This is a genomic window from Halomonas sp. RT37, from assembly GCF_040070525.1.
GTDB classification, from domain to species: Bacteria; Pseudomonadota; Gammaproteobacteria; order Pseudomonadales; family Halomonadaceae; genus Halomonas; species Halomonas litopenaei.
In genome coordinates this window covers 3,236,222-3,252,696 of the sequence record NZ_CP098827.1, presented here as the reverse complement: position 1 = coordinate 3,252,696, position 16,475 = coordinate 3,236,222, and the positions used below count along the sequence as shown (strand labels likewise).

Here is a 16,475-nt window from a genome sequence, read left to right as displayed (position 1 = left end):
GCCCCGTGAAGAGGGCGAAGACGTAGGGAGAACAAGGATGAAGCGTGTACTACAAGCCACAGTGCTAGCGGGTTGCCTTCCCATGGCCGCCATCGCCGACGAGATTCCTCGCTTCGATGTCGAGACACAGTGCGAGATGGTCGCCAGCATCGGCGGCGACTTCAGCAACGTCACCTACAACGGCTGCATCCAGATGGAGCAGGCCGCCTACAACCGCCTCAAGACTGAATGGGCTTCGATCCCCGCCGGGGTCAGGCGCCAGTGTGAAGAAGTCGCAACCGTGACTGGCTCTGGCAGCTACAGCACCCTGGGCGGCTGTATCGATATGGAAACCCAGGCCGCAGACAACCGCCAGTCGTTCAGCTTCGATTGAGGTTGCCATGCGAGTGCACTACCTAGGCCCGGCCCTGCCGGAGTTTCTGCCGCAATCAATCGAGCTCGATGCCAACTTGCTCTCGCCGATGCGCTACCTCGTTGAGGTGCACGATGAAGCCGGCGTGGAGGGAGACGTCATCGAGGGCGACCTATTGGTCGTTGACGAGTCTCGCCCGATACAGCATGACGACCTGGTCATCGTTCAGTCCGAGGATGCACTTCGAGTGTTCCGGTGTCATCGCATGGGTGGACGACTGCTGCTGATTCCGACCGTGCGACCCAGTGAGTCGGTGTTTGCTTATCGCTCGGATTGCCGTGGGGTGGTGATTCACAGGGCTAGGGTTAGCGCTTTGATTGAGCAGGACGGCTGACATTTTGTTGATGTCTTTTGATTACCTAAAAAAACTGATTTGCAGGGTGTTCTATGAGTTCGACTGTGATAGAAGCTGAAGAAAAAAAGGTTCGTGGTTCTGGCGATGAATATGTTGCCAAGACAGAGTTGCATCATCTTATTACACATGAGCTGAAAAAAAGTCAGCACGTAAAAGAAAATGTCACTATTAAGCCTAGGTCAAAGCCATTGGCTAAAACAACACTAGCTCAAAAGCTGGTTGATCAACTGTACGAAACATATGCATCTAAGCCTTCTAAGTCATTCGGTTTTTTTAATGGTAAGATCGAAGAAAATCGTTCGCAAGTTTATGTAAAAAAATATTTTGTTGACAATGATCTTGATTTTAAATCTTTTAGCGTAGACATGGCGAATGCTTTGGCTGCTGAGGCCAGAAGGTCAAGTGCTGCCACCGGTGGGCACGTCTTTATAGCCCAGTTTACACACGCAAAGAAAGACTATCTTTTAGTGGCAATTATAAATGACGAGTACGCGATTGCACTTAACGAAGAGGAAGAAAGAGGCGACGAGTTAGAAGAGGTTGGATTTCTCAATCTGAAGGGGCTGCGCTTTGCTGGTCAAATAAATGTCACTGCTTGGAAAAATAGCGAGGATCGTTATTTAAGCTTTCTTAAGGGAACTGGAGATGTAGCAGATTATTTCAAAAGGTTCTTGGCATGCGACTCTTCAATTTCAAATTTAAGTGATACACAGTCTTTGACCAGCGTTGTTGAGAAATTTGCATGGTCTGTAAAGATTGATGATAAGCCGCTATCAGATGAGCAGCGAGATGATTTTTTAAAAAAAGTCGATAATTACTGTAGAGAAATGGCCGATTCAAGTCTAGAATTGCATCTAGAGGAATTCTCTAACGTTGTTTGGCCTAGAGACCCCGAAGCTCTCAAGAGCGCCTTGGCTGAGAGTGATACGCCTATTAGCGATGGTTTTGTCCCACATAAAAAAGGACTCTTAGGTTTAGTGAAATTTCGGGGTAAGTCTCAACATTGGAGCCTCAGCTTTGATAGGGAAGCTATTGCTGAAGGAAATATTCAGCTATTAGAAGATGATAGTATAAAGCTTTCTGATGTTCCCTCTCACTTGATCGATAGTCTCAGGCGAGAAATTTCGGGGTCTTGATGATGCGAAAGGTAAGATTTGACGACCTTATTGCGCTATATAAAATGCTGGATATAAATGGAAGAGGTAAGGGGCCTCAATCGCAACGTTACGAGTTGACTCTTGAAGAAAATCGCCAGGTAGACCTTCTGGCCGTAATACTAAGTGACGAGAATTACGAAGATGCTGGTGTCACTATTGGCAAGGGAGACTCTGAAAAACTTAAGGTCGGTGATGTTATTGAGTTAAGGGTATCTCAGCCAAGGCCGGGTTTAGGGATTTTGGCATGGACTGTCGATGATATTTTCAAACTGGGTGTTATTCAGGAGCCAAATAACTATTTTTTGGCGTCCGAAGGGTTTTCTAAGAACGATAGTAGCCCGCCAGATGTAATAGTGAAATATAGGCAGGTGCTTGATTTTATTGAGTCTCTTGAAAAAGCTTGTGCTTATTTCGATAAAGAAAAAAAAGAGTTGGTGTTTGTTGATTCTGGGAAAGTCTCTATACCTATCGTATATTCATCAAAAGACTTAAATAGTTTGAATTTTCATGAGGATTTTGTTTCTTCATTTTTTGAAGGAGATGTCCACGAAGATCAGAAAAAAGAAATAATGTCTTCTGCTGTTATCTCTTTGGTGTCTGGTGCGCCCAAGGAAGAACGGTTTTCTTTAATATTAAGGCGATTTTCTGATATTGAAGACAATGCTAGAGAAGGTTATAGGATTTTCTGTTCTGGCTTTTCATACGAGCTTGTCAAGGGGAAAGTGCAAGATGCGAAGCTAGATTTTACTAAAAGAATTCACGATATATTCTCTAGTATTCAAAATCAGGTTCTCAGCATTCCAGTGGCAACTGTGATAGTAGCGACTCAAATGAAGTCTGCAGGCGAAAGTGAAAGTCAAATGCTTATAAATCAAGGTGTTCTTTTTGGATGCTGGATGTTTTCAATAATTGTTCTGACGCTGATTTTTAATCAATGGTGCTCGATAAATGCTATAAAGTTAGAGGTTACTCGCCAGAAACGAAAGATCGCTGAACAATATCCAACAATTGAAGAAATGTTTGATGGGGCTTTTGCTTCTTTGTTACTTCGGATACATGTGCAGAAGTTTATTTTTATAACCCTCGCGTTCTTGGTTGGAGTTGGTCTAGTAGCCGCTCATATGATTTTTAATTCTTTCCTACCTGAAGGGGATAAAGTTATTTTGAGTGACGGGGTTAGCGTGTCAGGTATTTGGAGGGTTTTTAAGAATTCACTTTTCACGATGTTTAGTGTTCATTGATTTTTATCTCTTCATAACCTCCGCTTTGAGAATGGTTTGTAGACCAGTTGAGGCAAGTGAATGCTCTACCTCAGTGACTAACCAGGGCGTCGCGTCGATCTCCGGCTTGAACCCGCGCACCGCCAACGGTGTCTCGGGCAGCACGTCCGCTCTCCCGGTGGCCAGCGTCAGCTCGAACTCGGCCAGCCCGCGTTGTAGACGCCGCCACTCAGCCTGGGCGGCGGTTAGCGCATTGGTCTCGCTGGCATAGGTCGGGCGCAGCTGCTTGGCATTGTCATCGCTTCCCGCCAGGACGATCCGTCGCTCTGCCCCCTGGGTGTCGTTCCAGTAGGCCTTCACGCCGGTGTAGCTGTCGCGATCGGTGATGCTGTAGCGGTGCTGGTCGCCGTCGCTCCGGGACAAACTGATTGCCGGCATCGTCAGTCCGCTGGCGGTGAGCGCCTCGCCGGCGAGGGTGAACAGCATGCGCCCGGCCTTCACCGCGGCGATAGCATCGAATCGCTCACCGAGGCGCGTCAGGAAGTTGAGGTCCGATTCCTCTGTCTGGTCGATGTGCTCCAAGCGAATACCGCCTAGGGTCTGGCCGATCACCGGATCCAGGCCATGGCGTTTGGCGATGGTCTCGACGATCTCTTCCAGCGTCAGGTCGTGCCAGCTGAAGGTCCGTTTGCCGGGCAGTTCACCACGCATGTCGGCCGAGCGCGCGCGCAGGGTGAGCTGATCGGGTGAGCCACTGTGCTGAACCTCGTCCACCGTGAACAGGCCCTTGTCGATCAGCCCTTCGTCCTGCCATCCGAAGGCTAGGCGCAGCGTAGCGCCACGCCGGGGCAGCGCCAGGGCGCCATCGTGGTCGGCCAGGGTGATGTCCAGCTGGTCCGCCTCGAGGCCGCGTTGCTCGCGCAGGCGCAGATCGATCAGTCGGCCATTCAGGCGCGGGGTAATGTCTTCACCGGCGAGGGTGAGGCGATAGCTAGGGCGCCGGTAGCGGTAGGGCGTGGCGTTGCTGCGGGATGCACTCATACGAAGGCCCCCGCGAAACGAGCAATGCCGTAGGTGGTGAAGTTGCCGATCAGGTCGGTGCGCTGGTCGTCGACGTGCTCGAGGGTGATGGTGAACTCGATCTTCTGGGCCGCACCATCGCGGAAGAATGTGCTCGAGGTCTCGTTGACGCCGGTGATGACCCACAGGCCATACTGCCGGCCAGTTCCTTCGACCAGTGGCCAGGCCTTGCCCTCGTCGGCCATGTCGCGGATCTCGTCCAGGTCGAGCCGGCCGCCGGTGAACTCCGGCAGCAGGGTACCGGAAAGGGTGATGGTGTCGGCCCCGGGACCCACGAACTGGTAGGCCGGGCGATCACCGACCCGCGACTGGCTGGCGTGTCGCCATTGAGTAGATCGTTGTAGTTCTTGGTATGGTATAGAACGAGTCTGAAAAACGAACATTCCGAGTGCCATTAGCATGATAAAGTCCATTGCCGAGAAAGTTAAAAAGCGCCGTCAGCGACCACCCGTTCATGTCAGTAAGAAGGAGCAGTTTGTAGCTGGTTTTTTCATTCAGGTGCCTGTCATTTTTGGTTTTTTTGCACTGCTTCTAACTATTATTTCCAATAATTTTTCCGCGAGCGATCTTGAGTTTGTTAATGGTGTTAAAAGTATCAGTGTCGAGCTGTATCTTATAACTGCTACTGCACTCTTTGGCTTTATGATATTGAAAGGTGAAGTTAATGTCCCAATGGCATTGGCGTCGTTTTATGCAGTGATAATGGTGACTATGGTTCAGGTGTTCAAGGTTTTACCTCTCGAGTTTGACGTCCCTGGTAAGGGTGACGGTGATATAAAGCAGTCGCTGATATTTGGGCCTCTTATGGCGCTGTTGATTTCAATGCTTGGTGTAGCTTGGAACCTCGTTCGTGGCATTTGGAACTCTCTGGATAGTGCAGACGAGAGGGCAACAATAGAGAACGTTGCCGCTAATCAAGGTCCCGCATCGAAGATCGGCGACGTGCAGTCCTCTCCTGCTGCCTCCGATCTAGCTCGAGACTTACGGCTCTCGCGATCGCATGCTCGTCGCCACCGGGGGGCGCGTAGATATTGACAGTGATGCTGTCGCCGGCCGTTTGGGCGCTCGGTGTCTGGGCGGACAGTGCCGGGCGACGGTCGATGGGGATATCCGCCGCGGCGGGCATTGCCAGGCTGCCGATGGCCAGGCCGGCCCCGGCCCGGGCGACCCGCTGGGCGATGTCGCGTACCCGCTTGGCTGGCTCGTCGCGTTGCCGATCGAGGCCCACGTTCAAGCCGTCGACGGTGTGCACGCCCAGCTCGGCGAACACCCGGGAGGGTGAGTTGATCCCGAGCTTGTCCTTGAACCAGCCGACCACCGCATCGGCGGTATTGCCGATGGCGTCCTTGAGCGTCTGCCAGCTGGCATCGATGCCGTTGACCAGGCCCTCGAGGAGGTTGGAGCCGAAGCCAGCGAACACCCGCGAGGGCGAGTTGATGCCCAGGGCGTCCTTGAACCAGTTCTTGATGCTCTCGCCCATCCCCACGATGGCGTCGCCAAGCCGGCCGAGGCCGCCGGAGATGCCGCCTACCAGGCCGTCGATGATGGCGCCGCCCAGGGTGGTGAACTTGGCCGGCACTTCGATGCCCATCGCCTCGAGGCCGGCGGTGACGCCGCGGTAGATCAGGCCGATCGGTGACCAGTTGGCGAGCAGTCGCATGATCTCGCTGATGCCGCCGGAGAATGCCGCCTTCACGTCGTCCCAGCGCTGGCCGAACCAGGCGCTGATCTTATCCCAGTTCCGGTAGACCAGGTAGGCGCCGGCGGCGAGGGCGGCTGCCGCGGCGACGATGCCCATGATGGTCAGTGCCGCCGGGTTGAGGGAGAGCAGGGTGAGGGCGTAGCGCACGGCCGCAATGGGCCCGAGGATGGAGCCCAGCACTACCATCAGCGTGCCGCCCACGGCCACCAGCGCCGCGACGGCGGCGGCGGCCTTGGCGAGGGTGCTGGCCAGCTCGGGATTTTCCTCGATCCAGCCGGTCACGGCGTCGCTCACCGCGATGATCTCGTCCTGCGCGTCGCTCAGTACCCCCATGAAGGCGCCCGACAAGGCGCGCTGGATGCGCTTGAGGGCATCGCCGGCGTTGTTGTCCAGGGTCTCTCCCATCTCGCGGGTCGCGCCGACGACTCGGCCCAGCCGGTCCTCGGTGCCGGAAAGTGCCTGCAGGAACTGCGGGATCTGATCGACGGAGAGATCCTCGATCGGCGTGCCGAACAGCGCGATGGCGGTGTTGGCACGCCTGGCGGGATCCTCGATGTCGAGCAGGCTGCGAGCCGTGGTCAGCAGAGCCTGGTGGGCTCGGTCGCCGCCGCTGGCGATGGCGTTGGCCATCTGCTCGGCGTTCAGCCCGATTGCCTCGTAGGCCTCGAGGGTAGAGTCGCTCATGTCCGAGCCGCGGATGGTGAACTCCTTGAGGGCGTCGCCGGTCTTGTCGAGGGCGAACTTGCCCTGGTCGGCGGCAGCCACCAGAAGGTTCATGGCCTGCTGACCGTCGAGCCCCAGGGCCCGGAAGTTGGTCGAGTACTCGTGGAGGACCTCCGGCAGCTCGTCACGCATGCCGACCGAGACTTCCTGGAAGCCTCGCGTGATCAGGTCGAAGGCGGCGGTGGCGTCCTTGGCCAGGCCGTTCTGGACCATGATGCCGGCCGTCTGCGCGGCCTCGGTCACGTCGATACCGAAGGCGTCCGAGAGTGTCAGGGCGCGCTCGGTGATTGCCTGTAGCTGGGCGCTGGATTGTGTCTCCAATGACCCGAAGGCCGCGCCCAGGGCGCCCACGGCGTTCGTCACGTCCTCGAGCCCACCGCCGCGACCGGTGCGGTACACACCGGTGATCACCTCGCGATAGCGCTCGGCGGCCTCGATGCCCTCGCCGAACTGCGCGGCCAGGCGCGCGCCGCCTCGCTGGTTGCTGAGTGCCTGAGCGCTCATGGCGGTAAGCGCAACGCCGCCGGTGGCCGCGCCGGTGGCCCCGGCGCCGGCGATGCTGCCGCCGCGGGCTGTGGCTCGCTGGTAGCGTTTGGCGGCATCGGCCGCCTGGCGTTGGCGGCGAGCCGTCTCGCTGAGCTCGCGCTGCTGGGCAGCGAGCTGATCGTTGGCCGCGCGAATCTTTCGCGCCAGTGATTCCTCGCTACCGGCGAGCTTGCCGGTGACGCCGTGAGTGTCGCGGATCTCGGTCTTGAGGCGCTGCAGCTGCTGCTGTTCGCCTTCGTAGCGCTCCTTCAGCTTGCGGGCCTGGCGGATGGCAGCGTCCCGCTTGCGAGACAGCGCCTGGGTGCTGCCCTCGGCATGTTCCATCTGCCGCGAGAGCTCGCGGATCTCGCGTTGCTGGTCCTCGAGCGCGGTGCTGGTCTGTTGTGATTGCTGCTTGAGCTGGCGTAAGCCCCTCAGATCCTTCTGGGCGCGCTCCAGGGTGCGCAGCTCGTCCCGGCTGGCCTTCAGGGCCTGGGCGGTCTTGCCGCTGCCTTCGGTGATCTTCTTGAGCGGGCCGGTGGCCTTGTCGATCGCTCCCAGCAGCACTTCGAGTTTGAGCGGTTTGGCCACCGGCGGCTCCTGTCAGTCGTCGTCGCCCTGGGTGCGGCGACGGGCGCGATCGCGCCATTCCATCAGTTCGGTGAGGGAGAAGCCGGCGCAGTCCGCCGGCGTCCAGTGGAAGGTGACGGCGAGGTCCGCCATCGCCTCCTCGACGTGCTCAGGCAGACTTACACGGTCTCGCCCTTGGCCCGCTTCGTCAGCAAAAAACCGGCGATGACTCCGCCGATCTGCACCAGGTCGGCAGGGTCGAGGTGGCGCATCTCGGGCTCGGTCAGCGCCGGGCTGGACAGTCGCGGGGTGATCTTCACCAGGGCGTCGACCTGGAGCTGCAGCACGTCGGACAGGGCCACGCCACGCAGCTCGCCGGAGGTCGGCTTGCGCACGATGATCTCGTCGATGGTGGTCTCGCCGCGTGCGATCGGCGTGTCGAGGGTGATGGTCTCGCTGATGGCCTGGGCGGTCTGTGCCTTGGTCATGGTGTCTTCCTATGCAATGGGGGAGTGATGGGCGGCGCGCCCGCTGCAGCCGGCGCGCTCATGTGGGTTTGGGCTTAGAGACATGCCTTTACAGGCCAAGCGCCTTGCGGCGCTCGGCATAGCGGTCCTCGCCGTTGACCTTGAACACCAGGCCCGGCACGTCGATCTCGATGACGGTGGCGCCGTCGATCTCGAGCTTGTAGTAGCTGCAGGTGGTGGTGATCTGGTGGGCGGTGTTGTCGCCGGCCTTGGCGTCGCCCATGGCGATCTGCTGGTGGCGGCCACGCACCACCACGGTGACGGCGGAGGTCTGGCCCACGTCGTCGCGCTCGTAGAAGCCCTCGAAGCGCAACAGGTCGGCGTCGAGTCGGTTGGTGCCGAAATTGTCGAAGATCGCCGGCACCAGGCCGCCGATGGTCCATTCGAAGGTGAGCTTCTCCATGCCCAGGTCGATATCGACCGGGGCATCCATGCCGCCGCCGCGCCATTCCTCCATCTTGCGCGCCAGGGCGGGCAGGGTCAGGGTGTCGACCAGGCCTTGCCAGTTGTCACCATTGCCGAACAGGTTCAGGTCCTTGAGTTTCTTGGGCAGTGCCATCGTTGGCGCCTCCTATGGGTTCCCGGTGCTGAACCGGTGGTTAGCCGTTGATCCGTGCGGCGAAGTCGACCAGGTACTGGTCGGTGATGCGCTGCTGGAACATGAGGTTTTCGAGAGGCGGCACGGGGGTGTAGTCGTAGTCGATGTACAACTTGCCGGCCTTGAGGGTGGTCTCGCTGTTGGCCTGCTCGTTGAACCAGGCGTTGCCGTCGATGATGTAGCCAAGTGCCTTCCACTCGCGGAACTTGGCGTTGATGCCCTCGATGATGTCCTTCACCAGCGAGGCGTGCATCGGCTTGTCGACGGCCCACAGGTGAGCCTCGGCCATGGTGTCGGCCACCACCTGGGCGGTGCGGGTATAGTTCTCGAAGGGGAAAAGGCCATCGGTATCGCAGGTACGCGAGCCCCAGAAGCGGAAGCCGCCCTGGTTGATCAGGGTGGTGACGTCGGCGGCGTTGAGCACACCGGCATCGGTCGCCGGATTCTGCAGGTCCCAATAGACCTCCTTCGACAAGCCGCTGACGCCGTTTACCGGCACGTTCGACAGCGTCTTGTGCCAGCCCACGGTTTCGTCCAACTGGGCGCGCAGGCCGAGGGCCCGGGCCACGGCGGAGAGCTCGACGGTCTCGCCGGCGGTGGTATCGAAGCCGGTGAATTCGGGCCAGATGACCATCACCTCGCGGGCGCCGAAGTTCTCGCGGTACATCACCACCTCGTCGACGGTGGCACAGCCGAAGGCGCTGACGTAGGCGAAGGCCCGCAGCTGCTGGGCCACGCCGATCAGCTCGGCGGCCACGTCGGCATCGTCGAGCTCGGGCACGCCGAGGATGCGCGGCTTGATGCCGAAGGACTGCTGGGCCGAGAGCAGCGCCTTCATGCCGGTCTTCTTGCCGGTGATCGCGTCGACGCCACCGATGACGTTGGTCTTGGTCTCGGCCTCGTCTACGCCCTCGGCGACGCGCACCACCACGATCAGCGGCTTGGCCTGGTCGGCGATGGCATCGAGGGAGCGGGCCAGGGTGCCGGTGGTGCCGGCCTTGCCGAGCGCCTCGTAGACGTCGGTGACCAGCACCGGGGTGTCCAGGGGGAAGAAGGTGGCGTCAGCATCATCGGCGGTGGCGACGAGGCCGATCACCGCCGTGCTGACGGTACGGATCTGGCGCGTGCCTTCGTTGATCTCGATGACGCGCACACCATGGTGATAGTCGGTTGCCATGTGGGCTCCTGCGCAGGGCTTGGTACGGTTCAGCGGAAACGTGAAATCACGCTGGTATCGTGCGGCGCAGGGAGTGCAGGGGTAAGCGGCGACGGGTGTAAGTGGCGGGATTCACACCGCACAACCTAGAATCGAACAAGGTAAACGAGACTTTGGAGTACTGCATGCCCGATTTTTCTAGTCATTATGGCCTTCTTAATCAGGAGGCGACCAAGTGCCGTTTGGCTCTCGAATCTTTTTTTCATCACCAGGAGAAGTACATCGTAGATGGTGAAAAGGAGGGTAGCCTGGATGGATTTATAGCGGTTGATCGTTACATAGCATGGGCTGCTCATCTATACGAGATATTGAAACTGTGCGTCTCGATAGAGAGAAGACTAGGCGTAAATTTCCCAGAAGATGAGTTGGCGAAAAGAGTTGCTATTGAAAACAAAGAGAAACTTGGGAAAAGACATCGACAAATAGCCACTAAGCAGATTCTAAATCACATCGAAGAATGCGGTATGAATGCCGTTCGAGATGAAAGCCCGTACTTGGATAGCCAGATTGTTTTTTCTCCTGGTTTCTCGATGTCTCTAAAGAAGATACGTGATAAGTACTATGCTCACCCGACGAAAGACAGGCTTGGGGAAGGTTTTTTTTCCGACTTTGTTCTTAACCATCACTCTACCGCTTTTTGCACGTTTCGCGTTTATGCGTTGTATTGGTCTGATCTCAAAAGTTTCGAACCAGGTGCAAAGCAAGCATTGATCAAACACCAAAGTGTTCTGGCCGACTACAGCCGGCCAAAACGCTGATGGCTTAGCTAAGTAGTTACCAGCTTATGCTTTCGAGTTTACCTCGGTCTTCATCAATAAACGCAGCCCGAATTTCGTCCTCGAGTCGCTGGCGTTTGCCGGTGGCCTTACCACTGGCCGATGTGAAGGCGTCGGCCTTATCGAGGATCCGAGCCACGAGCTCAGCCTTGTCGAGGGGACGCTCAGCAAGCATAGCGTCGATATATGGCGTGGCCACGCTGTTGTCCGCCTGCCACTGGCGAGCCTCGCGCTCCTGCTTGTCGAAGGTCAGCGTTTCCGCCTGAGGATACTCATTCAGGATCTGCCCCATTTGCAGCTGGTAGCCGGCGTTGATGCGGGCGATGGCTTGGCCGGCAACCTCGGTCAGTGACTTGTCCGGGAGGATTACCCAAGTAGGGTGCCCTTGAGGGTCACCTGCTCTTCTCATGCCTTCAGGTGGAATGCCCTTCCCATAGGTCTTCCATTCCTGGGCAGTGACTTGCACTGCATCTGCTGGCCAATCGCCATTTGCTTCATACACTGATCTCAAGTCGTTTGGATAGAAGCAATCTTCTTGAGCACTATAGAACATGACCTACCTCTCAGTTGCCAATAGCGATTAAGTAATGCTGAGTCGGAGCCGACGTTGTTTGCCAGACCCTATACTGTGTCTTTGAGATATATTCAAATGTCTTCGGTGAGGACGAGTTGGTTGAGTCTGTGACAGACAGGTCTGTCACTGTTGCTACCCAGAAGTTATTCGGGAAAGCGATGGGGAATGTGTCTGAAAAAGAGGTCTCTTGTACTGATGCCCCACCTTCTTTCCACTGGAGGATAACCCCGCCTAACCAGCTAGGGAGCACCAAATACCCGGTTTTTCCAAGACTATAAGAAACTCCCCATCGCAATTTTTTCGGCGTCACGGCGACACTGTCGTCAGTTCCGGCATCGGCCTCAGCCTGCGTTGCCACCTTCAGCATCCCAGTCACGGTTTCCGAGGCCTGCTTGACCCAAGAGCCCGCCCATGCCTTCAGCTTCTTCGGCGTGACGAACTTGGCATCATTGCTTCCAGAGTCGACCATTTCTTGATTAGCTACACGATCATCAATAGCCGCCTTTGTGCCGGCGGAATGAACTGCTCGATGTATGTCAGACCCAGCAATGGTTTCCTGTGATGTCGCTAATTCGACAATGCCTTTAATCTCATCTGTGGCGGCCTTCAAGTTGCCGCTATGAAAGATCTCGACCCACGGACCCCATACAGATTGAGACCTGGCCCTAATCCAAGATTGGACACCATCGCTCCTTGACCTGAAACACGTTTGAGTCGCGTTATCACCGGACTCAATATGGATAACGTTTAGTGAATCTACGGCAAGCGGCGTTTCCTGCTGCCCACTCGACTGGTTGGTGTAAAACCCCGTCTTGTTGATTGAATCCCAATTACTACTGACTTTTACCTCGCCCAAGCCGAACTGAAGGAATGCCTCGTGAACACGCGCTGGTGTCATCGCTCGGCTGTTGTCGGAACCGGCCAAAGCCTGGACGCTGGTTGCGCGCTGAATCATCCCTTGGGCTGATTCAGTGGCTGCCGGATGGTTTCGACTCTCGGCGTGTGCATGGTCGGCATCGTCCACATACTGGCGAGTGGCAAGCACGACAGACGGATCCACCTTCAGCGTCACCGCCGCGGTGTCCGAGACCTGCATCACGAAGCGGATGGTCTGGGTGCGGCCGCTGCCTTCGCTGAGCACCGGCTTGTAGGTCTCGGGATAGTTGCCGTAAGCGATCAGGTTGCCGTCGTCATCCAGCAGGCCAAGCTCGCGGACCGTCCAGCCGCCTACGTCGGGGGGTAAGATCTGCTCGACGACGATCCAGTTGGGGTTCTCGTCGTCCACCTCGATGCGGTTGATCGGCGCCCGGCGTAGCTCGTTGACCAGGGCGGTTCGGTCGCTGTCGGGCGTGGGCAGGCTGCCACCGCCGTCACCGACGGCGAGCTCGCTGATGTTGACCTGGGTACCCAGGGCGATGGCGTTGGCGATCTTCGCCTCGCCGAGGGCCGTGGGCAGGGTGTAGAAGCTGGGCATTGGCTCTCCTGGCTGTCAGGGGGACGGGTAGACGGTGGTGGTGTCAAGTACGTCGAGGCCGGCGCCGATGTAGATCGGCCCGGCGCTCTGGGCCTCGGGAGCGGCATAGGGGTAGACGGTGGTGACTTCGCCGTCGTATACCGCGCTGCCGAGGTAGAGGTGGCCACGGCTTTCGCCGAGCAGGTCGAGGCCCGTGATATGGCGGGTGAGTGGCTTGGCGTCGTCGACCAGGCGGGTCAGTTCGGTGTACATGCCATCGGTGATGCCGGTATCGAGGACGCCGATGCGCAGCGCGAAGGTGCCGGGGGTGCCTTCGGGCGATGTTTCCCACCACTCCTCGACGTCGAGCAGATAGCCGAGGGGCTCGACGACCCGGCGCAGCGCCGAGATCGTCCCTTTTCGCTGGTGGACGTAGAACGCCGCGCTGATGACGCCGCGCTTGGTGGCGTCCGACCAGCTGGTGTCCCAGCGGTCCACGCTAAAGGCCCAGGCGAGGTAGGGCAGCAGGTGAGCGGGACAGGTTGCCGGATTCCACAGTTGTCGCAGAGGGACCGGAACCCGCTGGATCTCGGCCAGGGCCTCGGCTGCGGCGCGCTCCAAGGGCGTGCCGTTGGGCGGCAGGAGTGGGCGGCTGTCGTCACTCATCGCTGCCCCCGATCGAGACGTTGGTACCGGTGCAGTGGGCGGCCTGGGTTTCGTCCAGCACCACGTCCGCCGTGGGGCTCACAAGCTCCACGCGCTGGACGCCCTCAACGTGCAGAGCGGCGTAGACCGCGCTCAGGCGAATGTCGCGGCCGAGGCGGCGCTGGGTGGAGACGTAGGCATCCAGGGCGGCCTGGGCGGCGGCGAGGATCGGCTCCTGCTCCGGACCGGGATAGAGGTAGAGCACTGCCACGACGCTGTACGCGACGATGCTTGCCGATTGCACCGTGAGGCGATCGCCGACCGGTCGCACGTCCTCGGCGGAGAGCGCGGCCGTCACGGTATCGATTAGGTCCTGGTCGGCGGAGCCATCGCCCAGCCGGGAAAGTACGGTGACCAGGGCTTCGCAGGGGGAAGGCGAGATCGCCGTAGCATCGGCCACCCGGCCATCGGCACTCAGGGCATGGAAGACATAGGCACCGCGCGGGCCGGCCACGCTGAGCCCCTCGAAGGCGCGCTGGGCACGCAGGCGGAGATCCTCGTCAGATTCCAGGGTCGGCGGTACCGGCGGCACGGCCGAGGGATCACCGGGGGCGATGGTAAGGCGCTCGACGTTGTAGTTGGCGGCCAGCTGGTCGAGGTCGCCGTCGCGGGCATGGGCGAGCATGACGGCCTTCGCCGCCTCGTTGACCCGCTGACGCCAGTGCAGCTCGCGATAGGCGTTCTCCTCGCAGAGCTTGGTCAGCGGCTCGGATTCGAGCTGGAGCAGGGCGGCGATGTCGTCCTGCTCGTCGGCGGGATAGAGGGCGACGAGGGCGGCCTTGCGCTCGGCGAGGACTGCTTCGAAGTCCAGGGCCTCGACGACATCGGGCGCCGGCAGGCGGGAGAGATCGATCGGGCTGCTCATGTCAGGCCTCCGGCGGCGCTGCCCAGGGGCACGCTCAGCTCGATGGGCTCATCGGTGTCGGTGCGCCGAGCGGTCATCTCAAGCACCAGGGTGCCGGGGCGGTCCGCGGGCGCCAGGCGGGTGATGCGTTGCACGCGGATCCGCGGCTCCCACTTCATCAGCGCGACGACGGTGGCCGAGTAGGCGCGCAGGGCGGTGGCTCCGTGCAGCGGCTGGTCGATCAGTTCGGGCAGCAGCGAGCCATAGTCGCGGCGCATGACACGCGAGCCGAGCGGCGTGGTCAGGATGTCGCGCACCGACTGCTGGATATGGGCGATGCCCTCGATGGCACGGCCGCTGCTGGCGTTCATTCCAGGCATCACACGGGCCCCTTGGTGTTGCTGTTGCCGGCGACGACGCCCTTGTGGGCGTGGTCGTGGCCGACGTTCTTGCCGTTGTGGGTCAGGCTGCCGCCCTGCTGGTCGTAGGCTCCCTCGCGACTCATGGCGCCCTGGTGGTTGATGTCGCCGACCCAGGCGGTGCCGCCGGGGGCGCTGATCTCGATGGAGCCGGGTAGGTTGATGCGCAGTCGGCTGGCCGCGTGGTCGTACTCGAACAGCGCCTGGTCGGGAAACAGCCGCCGCCACAGGTCTGCGCTATCCGCCGGCGCCGGGTGGGCGTCGGAGAACAGCCCGCTGATCACGAAGCCGGCGGCGGGGTCGCCACCGGGGGAGAACACCACGACCTGCTCGCCTTGGGTGGGCGGGTCCCAGTCGCGGGTGGTACCGGCGCGTGCCTCGATCCAGGGCAGCCAGTTGGTCAGCAGCTCCCCGGACTGGACGCGCACCCGGGCACGGGCATGATCCACCTCGGCGATGGTGCCCAGGCGGATCAGGTTGTGGATGAGGCGCAGCAGTTCGACGAGGTTCATGCCCGCTATCGTGCGGGCCGGCGCGGAGTGCGCGAAGCGGCGGCGGGTGTGACTGCGGGGACTTACACCGAGGCGAGGTGCTCGATCAGGGCGTCACGGATCCGCGTCCGATCCGCCTCGGTGAAGCCGAGCAGCTCGCGTTGCGGGTACTCGATGGTGGGGCCGTTGCGGTCGACCCGATCGCGAAGGCCATACTGGTGGGTCTTGGCGATGCGCGCCACGTTGCCGAAGAAGCCCACCACCGCGGTATCGCTCTGGGCGGTGGCCTTGAGCCACTTGGCGGTGGCCAGCTTGCCGAACATCGCCCGGCGGCGGATGCCGCCCTGGCGGGCGCGCCACTTTTGGGACTGGCGAGGCGCGAATTCGCTACCGTCGGGATTGCGCTGGGCCTTGATGCGCTCGCGCTGGCCGCGGCGCAGCTCGCGCGCCAGGGATCGGGCCAGGGCCCGCCGCTCCTTGGCGTCGAGCCGGGCCAATAAGGGCCCGGCCCAGTCGGCCAACTGCTGCAGGTCGTCAGCCATTATCAGCCTCCCAGGCGCTGGCCAGCGCCCAGTCATCCTCGCCGGGCTCGCGGGTATAAAGCTGCCACTGGGCGGCGGGGCAGGTATCGCGCTCGAAGCGCAGGGTGACGTGCTCGGCTTCGATGCGACCGCTATCGCAATCCACCCGGGTGATCACCCGCTCGCTGAGGCGTAGGCGCAGGGCGAGGTCGACGGCGTCGTTACTGAGGATCTCGGCCTCGAAGGTGAGCGCCTCCCCGGGGTCGACGTCCGGTTGGTACTCGGCGAGCCACTGCAGCAGCGGCAGCATGACGGTATCCAGATCCTCGGCGAAGTCAGTCAGGACCAGCTGGGCGGCGAAGGCGTACTCGTGGGAGAGGTTGGGGCCGCGGTGGAACTCGATGCTGCCCTCCTCGACGAAGGTGAGTAGGCGGTCGGGGTCCCGGGCGAGGGCCGGAACGGCGGCGATCAGGTGCTTGCGCAGCAGGTGCAGCTTCTTCATGGGCGAGCGTCTCGTTGGCGGTGATCCAGGGCCTCAATCAGGCCGTTATGACGCGTGGCGCAGCCGTGGTACTGGCTGGCCCAGCCGCGCAGTGTCAGCGCCACG

General features: G+C 59.9%; 20 protein-coding genes. 5 read left to right on the top strand and 15 right to left on the bottom strand.

The window, feature by feature from the left end:
• The first annotated feature begins 37 nt into the window (after positions 1–37).
• The 4 genes from NFG58_RS14185 to NFG58_RS14170 are packed head-to-tail and all read left to right on the top strand — an operon-like array spanning position 38 to position 3,165.
• Positions 38–373, top strand: coding sequence for a hypothetical protein (locus tag NFG58_RS14185; RefSeq protein WP_348826802.1), 336 nt, complete (start codon positions 38–40; stop codon positions 371–373).
• 7 nt (positions 374–380) lie between these two features.
• Positions 381–746 carry a S24 family peptidase gene (locus NFG58_RS14180; RefSeq protein WP_348826801.1) on the top strand — a complete coding sequence of 122 codons (366 nt, stop codon included), beginning with the start codon at positions 381–383 and terminating at the stop codon, positions 744–746.
• 53 nt (positions 747–799) lie between these two features.
• Entirely contained in the window at positions 800–1,903 is a 1,104-nt protein-coding gene (locus NFG58_RS14175) for a nucleoid-associated protein (RefSeq protein WP_348826800.1), read from the top strand.
• Positions 1,903–3,165 (top strand): hypothetical protein, encoded by a 1,263-nt coding sequence (locus NFG58_RS14170; RefSeq protein WP_348826799.1) that lies wholly within the window; start codon positions 1,903–1,905, stop codon positions 3,163–3,165. The genes NFG58_RS14175 and NFG58_RS14170 overlap by 1 nt, the downstream gene beginning before the upstream one ends.
• 3 nt (positions 3,166–3,168) lie before the next feature.
• On the opposite strand, the gene NFG58_RS14165 is transcribed toward NFG58_RS14170, so the two are convergent.
• From NFG58_RS14165 to NFG58_RS14135, 7 genes are all read right to left on the bottom strand, one after another.
• Positions 3,169–4,185: a phage late control D family protein gene (locus NFG58_RS14165; protein WP_348826798.1), complete on the bottom strand. Its 1,017-nt coding sequence runs from the start codon at positions 4,183–4,185 to the stop codon at positions 3,169–3,171.
• On the bottom strand, positions 4,182–4,607 hold the full coding sequence (locus NFG58_RS14160) for a phage tail protein (RefSeq protein WP_348828139.1): 426 nt from the start codon (positions 4,605–4,607) through the stop codon (positions 4,182–4,184). Before NFG58_RS14160 ends, NFG58_RS14165 begins: the two co-directional genes overlap by 4 nt.
• Before the next feature lie 527 nt (positions 4,608–5,134).
• Complete coding sequence (locus NFG58_RS14155) at positions 5,135–7,765, bottom strand: phage tail tape measure protein (protein WP_348826797.1); 2,631 nt, start codon at positions 7,763–7,765, stop codon at positions 5,135–5,137.
• A gap of 12 nt (positions 7,766–7,777) precedes the next feature.
• On the bottom strand, positions 7,778–7,897 hold the full coding sequence (locus NFG58_RS14150) for a GpE family phage tail protein (RefSeq protein ID WP_348826796.1): 120 nt from the start codon (positions 7,895–7,897) through the stop codon (positions 7,778–7,780).
• Positions 7,898–7,923: 26 nt separating this feature from the next.
• Positions 7,924–8,232, bottom strand: a complete 309-nt coding sequence (locus tag NFG58_RS14145) for a phage tail assembly protein (protein ID WP_348826795.1) — start codon at positions 8,230–8,232, stop codon at positions 7,924–7,926.
• Between the two features lie 88 nt (positions 8,233–8,320).
• Entirely contained in the window at positions 8,321–8,830 is a 510-nt protein-coding gene (locus NFG58_RS14140; RefSeq protein WP_348826794.1) for a phage major tail tube protein, read from the bottom strand.
• Between the two features lie 40 nt (positions 8,831–8,870).
• Entirely contained in the window at positions 8,871–10,046 is a 1,176-nt protein-coding gene (locus NFG58_RS14135; protein WP_348826793.1) for a phage tail sheath protein, read from the bottom strand.
• 164 nt (positions 10,047–10,210) lie between these two features.
• On the opposite strand from NFG58_RS14135, the gene NFG58_RS14130 reads away from it, so the two are divergent.
• Positions 10,211–10,843, top strand: coding sequence for a hypothetical protein (locus NFG58_RS14130; protein ID WP_348826792.1), 633 nt, complete (start codon positions 10,211–10,213; stop codon positions 10,841–10,843).
• A 16-nt stretch (positions 10,844–10,859) separates the two neighbouring features.
• On the opposite strand, the gene NFG58_RS14125 is transcribed toward NFG58_RS14130, so the two are convergent.
• The 8 genes from NFG58_RS14125 to NFG58_RS14090 all read right to left on the bottom strand — a co-directional run bounded on the left by NFG58_RS14125 (position 10,860) and on the right by NFG58_RS14090 (position 16,370).
• Complete coding sequence (locus NFG58_RS14125) at positions 10,860–11,414, bottom strand: hypothetical protein (protein WP_348826791.1); 555 nt, start codon at positions 11,412–11,414, stop codon at positions 10,860–10,862.
• A gap of 10 nt (positions 11,415–11,424) precedes the next feature.
• A complete protein-coding gene (locus tag NFG58_RS14120; RefSeq protein WP_348826790.1) occupies positions 11,425–12,909 on the bottom strand; it encodes a phage tail protein in 1,485 nt (494 codons plus the stop codon).
• A gap of 15 nt (positions 12,910–12,924) precedes the next feature.
• Positions 12,925–13,554: a phage tail protein I gene (locus tag NFG58_RS14115; protein ID WP_348826789.1), complete on the bottom strand. Its 630-nt coding sequence runs from the start codon at positions 13,552–13,554 to the stop codon at positions 12,925–12,927.
• Positions 13,547–14,458 carry a baseplate assembly protein gene (locus tag NFG58_RS14110; protein ID WP_348826788.1) on the bottom strand — a complete coding sequence of 304 codons (912 nt, stop codon included), beginning with the start codon at positions 14,456–14,458 and terminating at the stop codon, positions 13,547–13,549. The genes NFG58_RS14115 and NFG58_RS14110 overlap by 8 nt, the downstream gene beginning before the upstream one ends.
• Positions 14,455–14,817 carry a GPW/gp25 family protein gene (locus NFG58_RS14105; RefSeq protein WP_348826787.1) on the bottom strand — a complete coding sequence of 121 codons (363 nt, stop codon included), beginning with the start codon at positions 14,815–14,817 and terminating at the stop codon, positions 14,455–14,457. Before NFG58_RS14105 ends, NFG58_RS14110 begins: the two co-directional genes overlap by 4 nt.
• Entirely contained in the window at positions 14,817–15,368 is a 552-nt protein-coding gene (locus tag NFG58_RS14100; protein ID WP_287165183.1) for a phage baseplate assembly protein V, read from the bottom strand. The genes NFG58_RS14105 and NFG58_RS14100 overlap by 1 nt, the downstream gene beginning before the upstream one ends.
• Positions 15,369–15,430: 62 nt before the next feature.
• Positions 15,431–15,889 carry a phage virion morphogenesis protein gene (locus NFG58_RS14095; RefSeq protein WP_348826786.1) on the bottom strand — a complete coding sequence of 153 codons (459 nt, stop codon included), beginning with the start codon at positions 15,887–15,889 and terminating at the stop codon, positions 15,431–15,433.
• A complete protein-coding gene (locus NFG58_RS14090; protein WP_348826785.1) occupies positions 15,882–16,370 on the bottom strand; it encodes a phage tail protein in 489 nt (162 codons plus the stop codon). Before NFG58_RS14090 ends, NFG58_RS14095 begins: the two co-directional genes overlap by 8 nt.
• Positions 16,371–16,475: the final 105 nt, after the last annotated feature.

Excerpts from the sequence above, each read along its gene's own strand:
- NFG58_RS14185 (WP_348826802.1), top strand. The coding sequence starts at position 38 with ATGAAGCGTGTACTACAAGCCACAGTGCTAGCGGGTTGCCTTCCCATG.
- NFG58_RS14180 (WP_348826801.1), top strand. The coding sequence starts at position 381 with ATGCGAGTGCACTACCTAGGCCCGGCCCTGCCGGAGTTTCTGCCGCAA.
- NFG58_RS14175 (WP_348826800.1), top strand. The coding sequence starts at position 800 with ATGAGTTCGACTGTGATAGAAGCTGAAGAAAAAAAGGTTCGTGGTTCT.
- NFG58_RS14170 (WP_348826799.1), top strand. The coding sequence starts at position 1,903 with ATGATGCGAAAGGTAAGATTTGACGACCTTATTGCGCTATATAAAATG.
- NFG58_RS14165 (WP_348826798.1), bottom strand. The coding sequence starts at position 4,185 with ATGAGTGCATCCCGCAGCAACGCCACGCCCTACCGCTACCGGCGCCCT.
- NFG58_RS14160 (WP_348828139.1), bottom strand. The coding sequence starts at position 4,607 with ATGTTCGTTTTTCAGACTCGTTCTATACCATACCAAGAACTACAACGA.
- NFG58_RS14150 (WP_348826796.1), bottom strand. The coding sequence starts at position 7,897 with ATGGCGGACCTCGCCGTCACCTTCCACTGGACGCCGGCGGACTGCGCC.
- NFG58_RS14145 (WP_348826795.1), bottom strand. The coding sequence starts at position 8,232 with ATGACCAAGGCACAGACCGCCCAGGCCATCAGCGAGACCATCACCCTC.
- NFG58_RS14140 (WP_348826794.1), bottom strand. The coding sequence starts at position 8,830 with ATGGCACTGCCCAAGAAACTCAAGGACCTGAACCTGTTCGGCAATGGT.
- NFG58_RS14135 (WP_348826793.1), bottom strand. The coding sequence starts at position 10,046 with ATGGCAACCGACTATCACCATGGTGTGCGCGTCATCGAGATCAACGAA.
- NFG58_RS14130 (WP_348826792.1), top strand. The coding sequence starts at position 10,211 with ATGCCCGATTTTTCTAGTCATTATGGCCTTCTTAATCAGGAGGCGACC.
- NFG58_RS14125 (WP_348826791.1), bottom strand. The coding sequence starts at position 11,414 with ATGTTCTATAGTGCTCAAGAAGATTGCTTCTATCCAAACGACTTGAGA.
- NFG58_RS14120 (WP_348826790.1), bottom strand. The coding sequence starts at position 12,909 with ATGCCCAGCTTCTACACCCTGCCCACGGCCCTCGGCGAGGCGAAGATC.
- NFG58_RS14115 (WP_348826789.1), bottom strand. The coding sequence starts at position 13,554 with ATGAGTGACGACAGCCGCCCACTCCTGCCGCCCAACGGCACGCCCTTG.
- NFG58_RS14110 (WP_348826788.1), bottom strand. The coding sequence starts at position 14,458 with ATGAGCAGCCCGATCGATCTCTCCCGCCTGCCGGCGCCCGATGTCGTC.
- NFG58_RS14105 (WP_348826787.1), bottom strand. The coding sequence starts at position 14,817 with ATGCCTGGAATGAACGCCAGCAGCGGCCGTGCCATCGAGGGCATCGCC.
- NFG58_RS14100 (WP_287165183.1), bottom strand. The coding sequence starts at position 15,368 with ATGAACCTCGTCGAACTGCTGCGCCTCATCCACAACCTGATCCGCCTG.
- NFG58_RS14095 (WP_348826786.1), bottom strand. The coding sequence starts at position 15,889 with ATGGCTGACGACCTGCAGCAGTTGGCCGACTGGGCCGGGCCCTTATTG.
- NFG58_RS14090 (WP_348826785.1), bottom strand. The coding sequence starts at position 16,370 with ATGAAGAAGCTGCACCTGCTGCGCAAGCACCTGATCGCCGCCGTTCCG.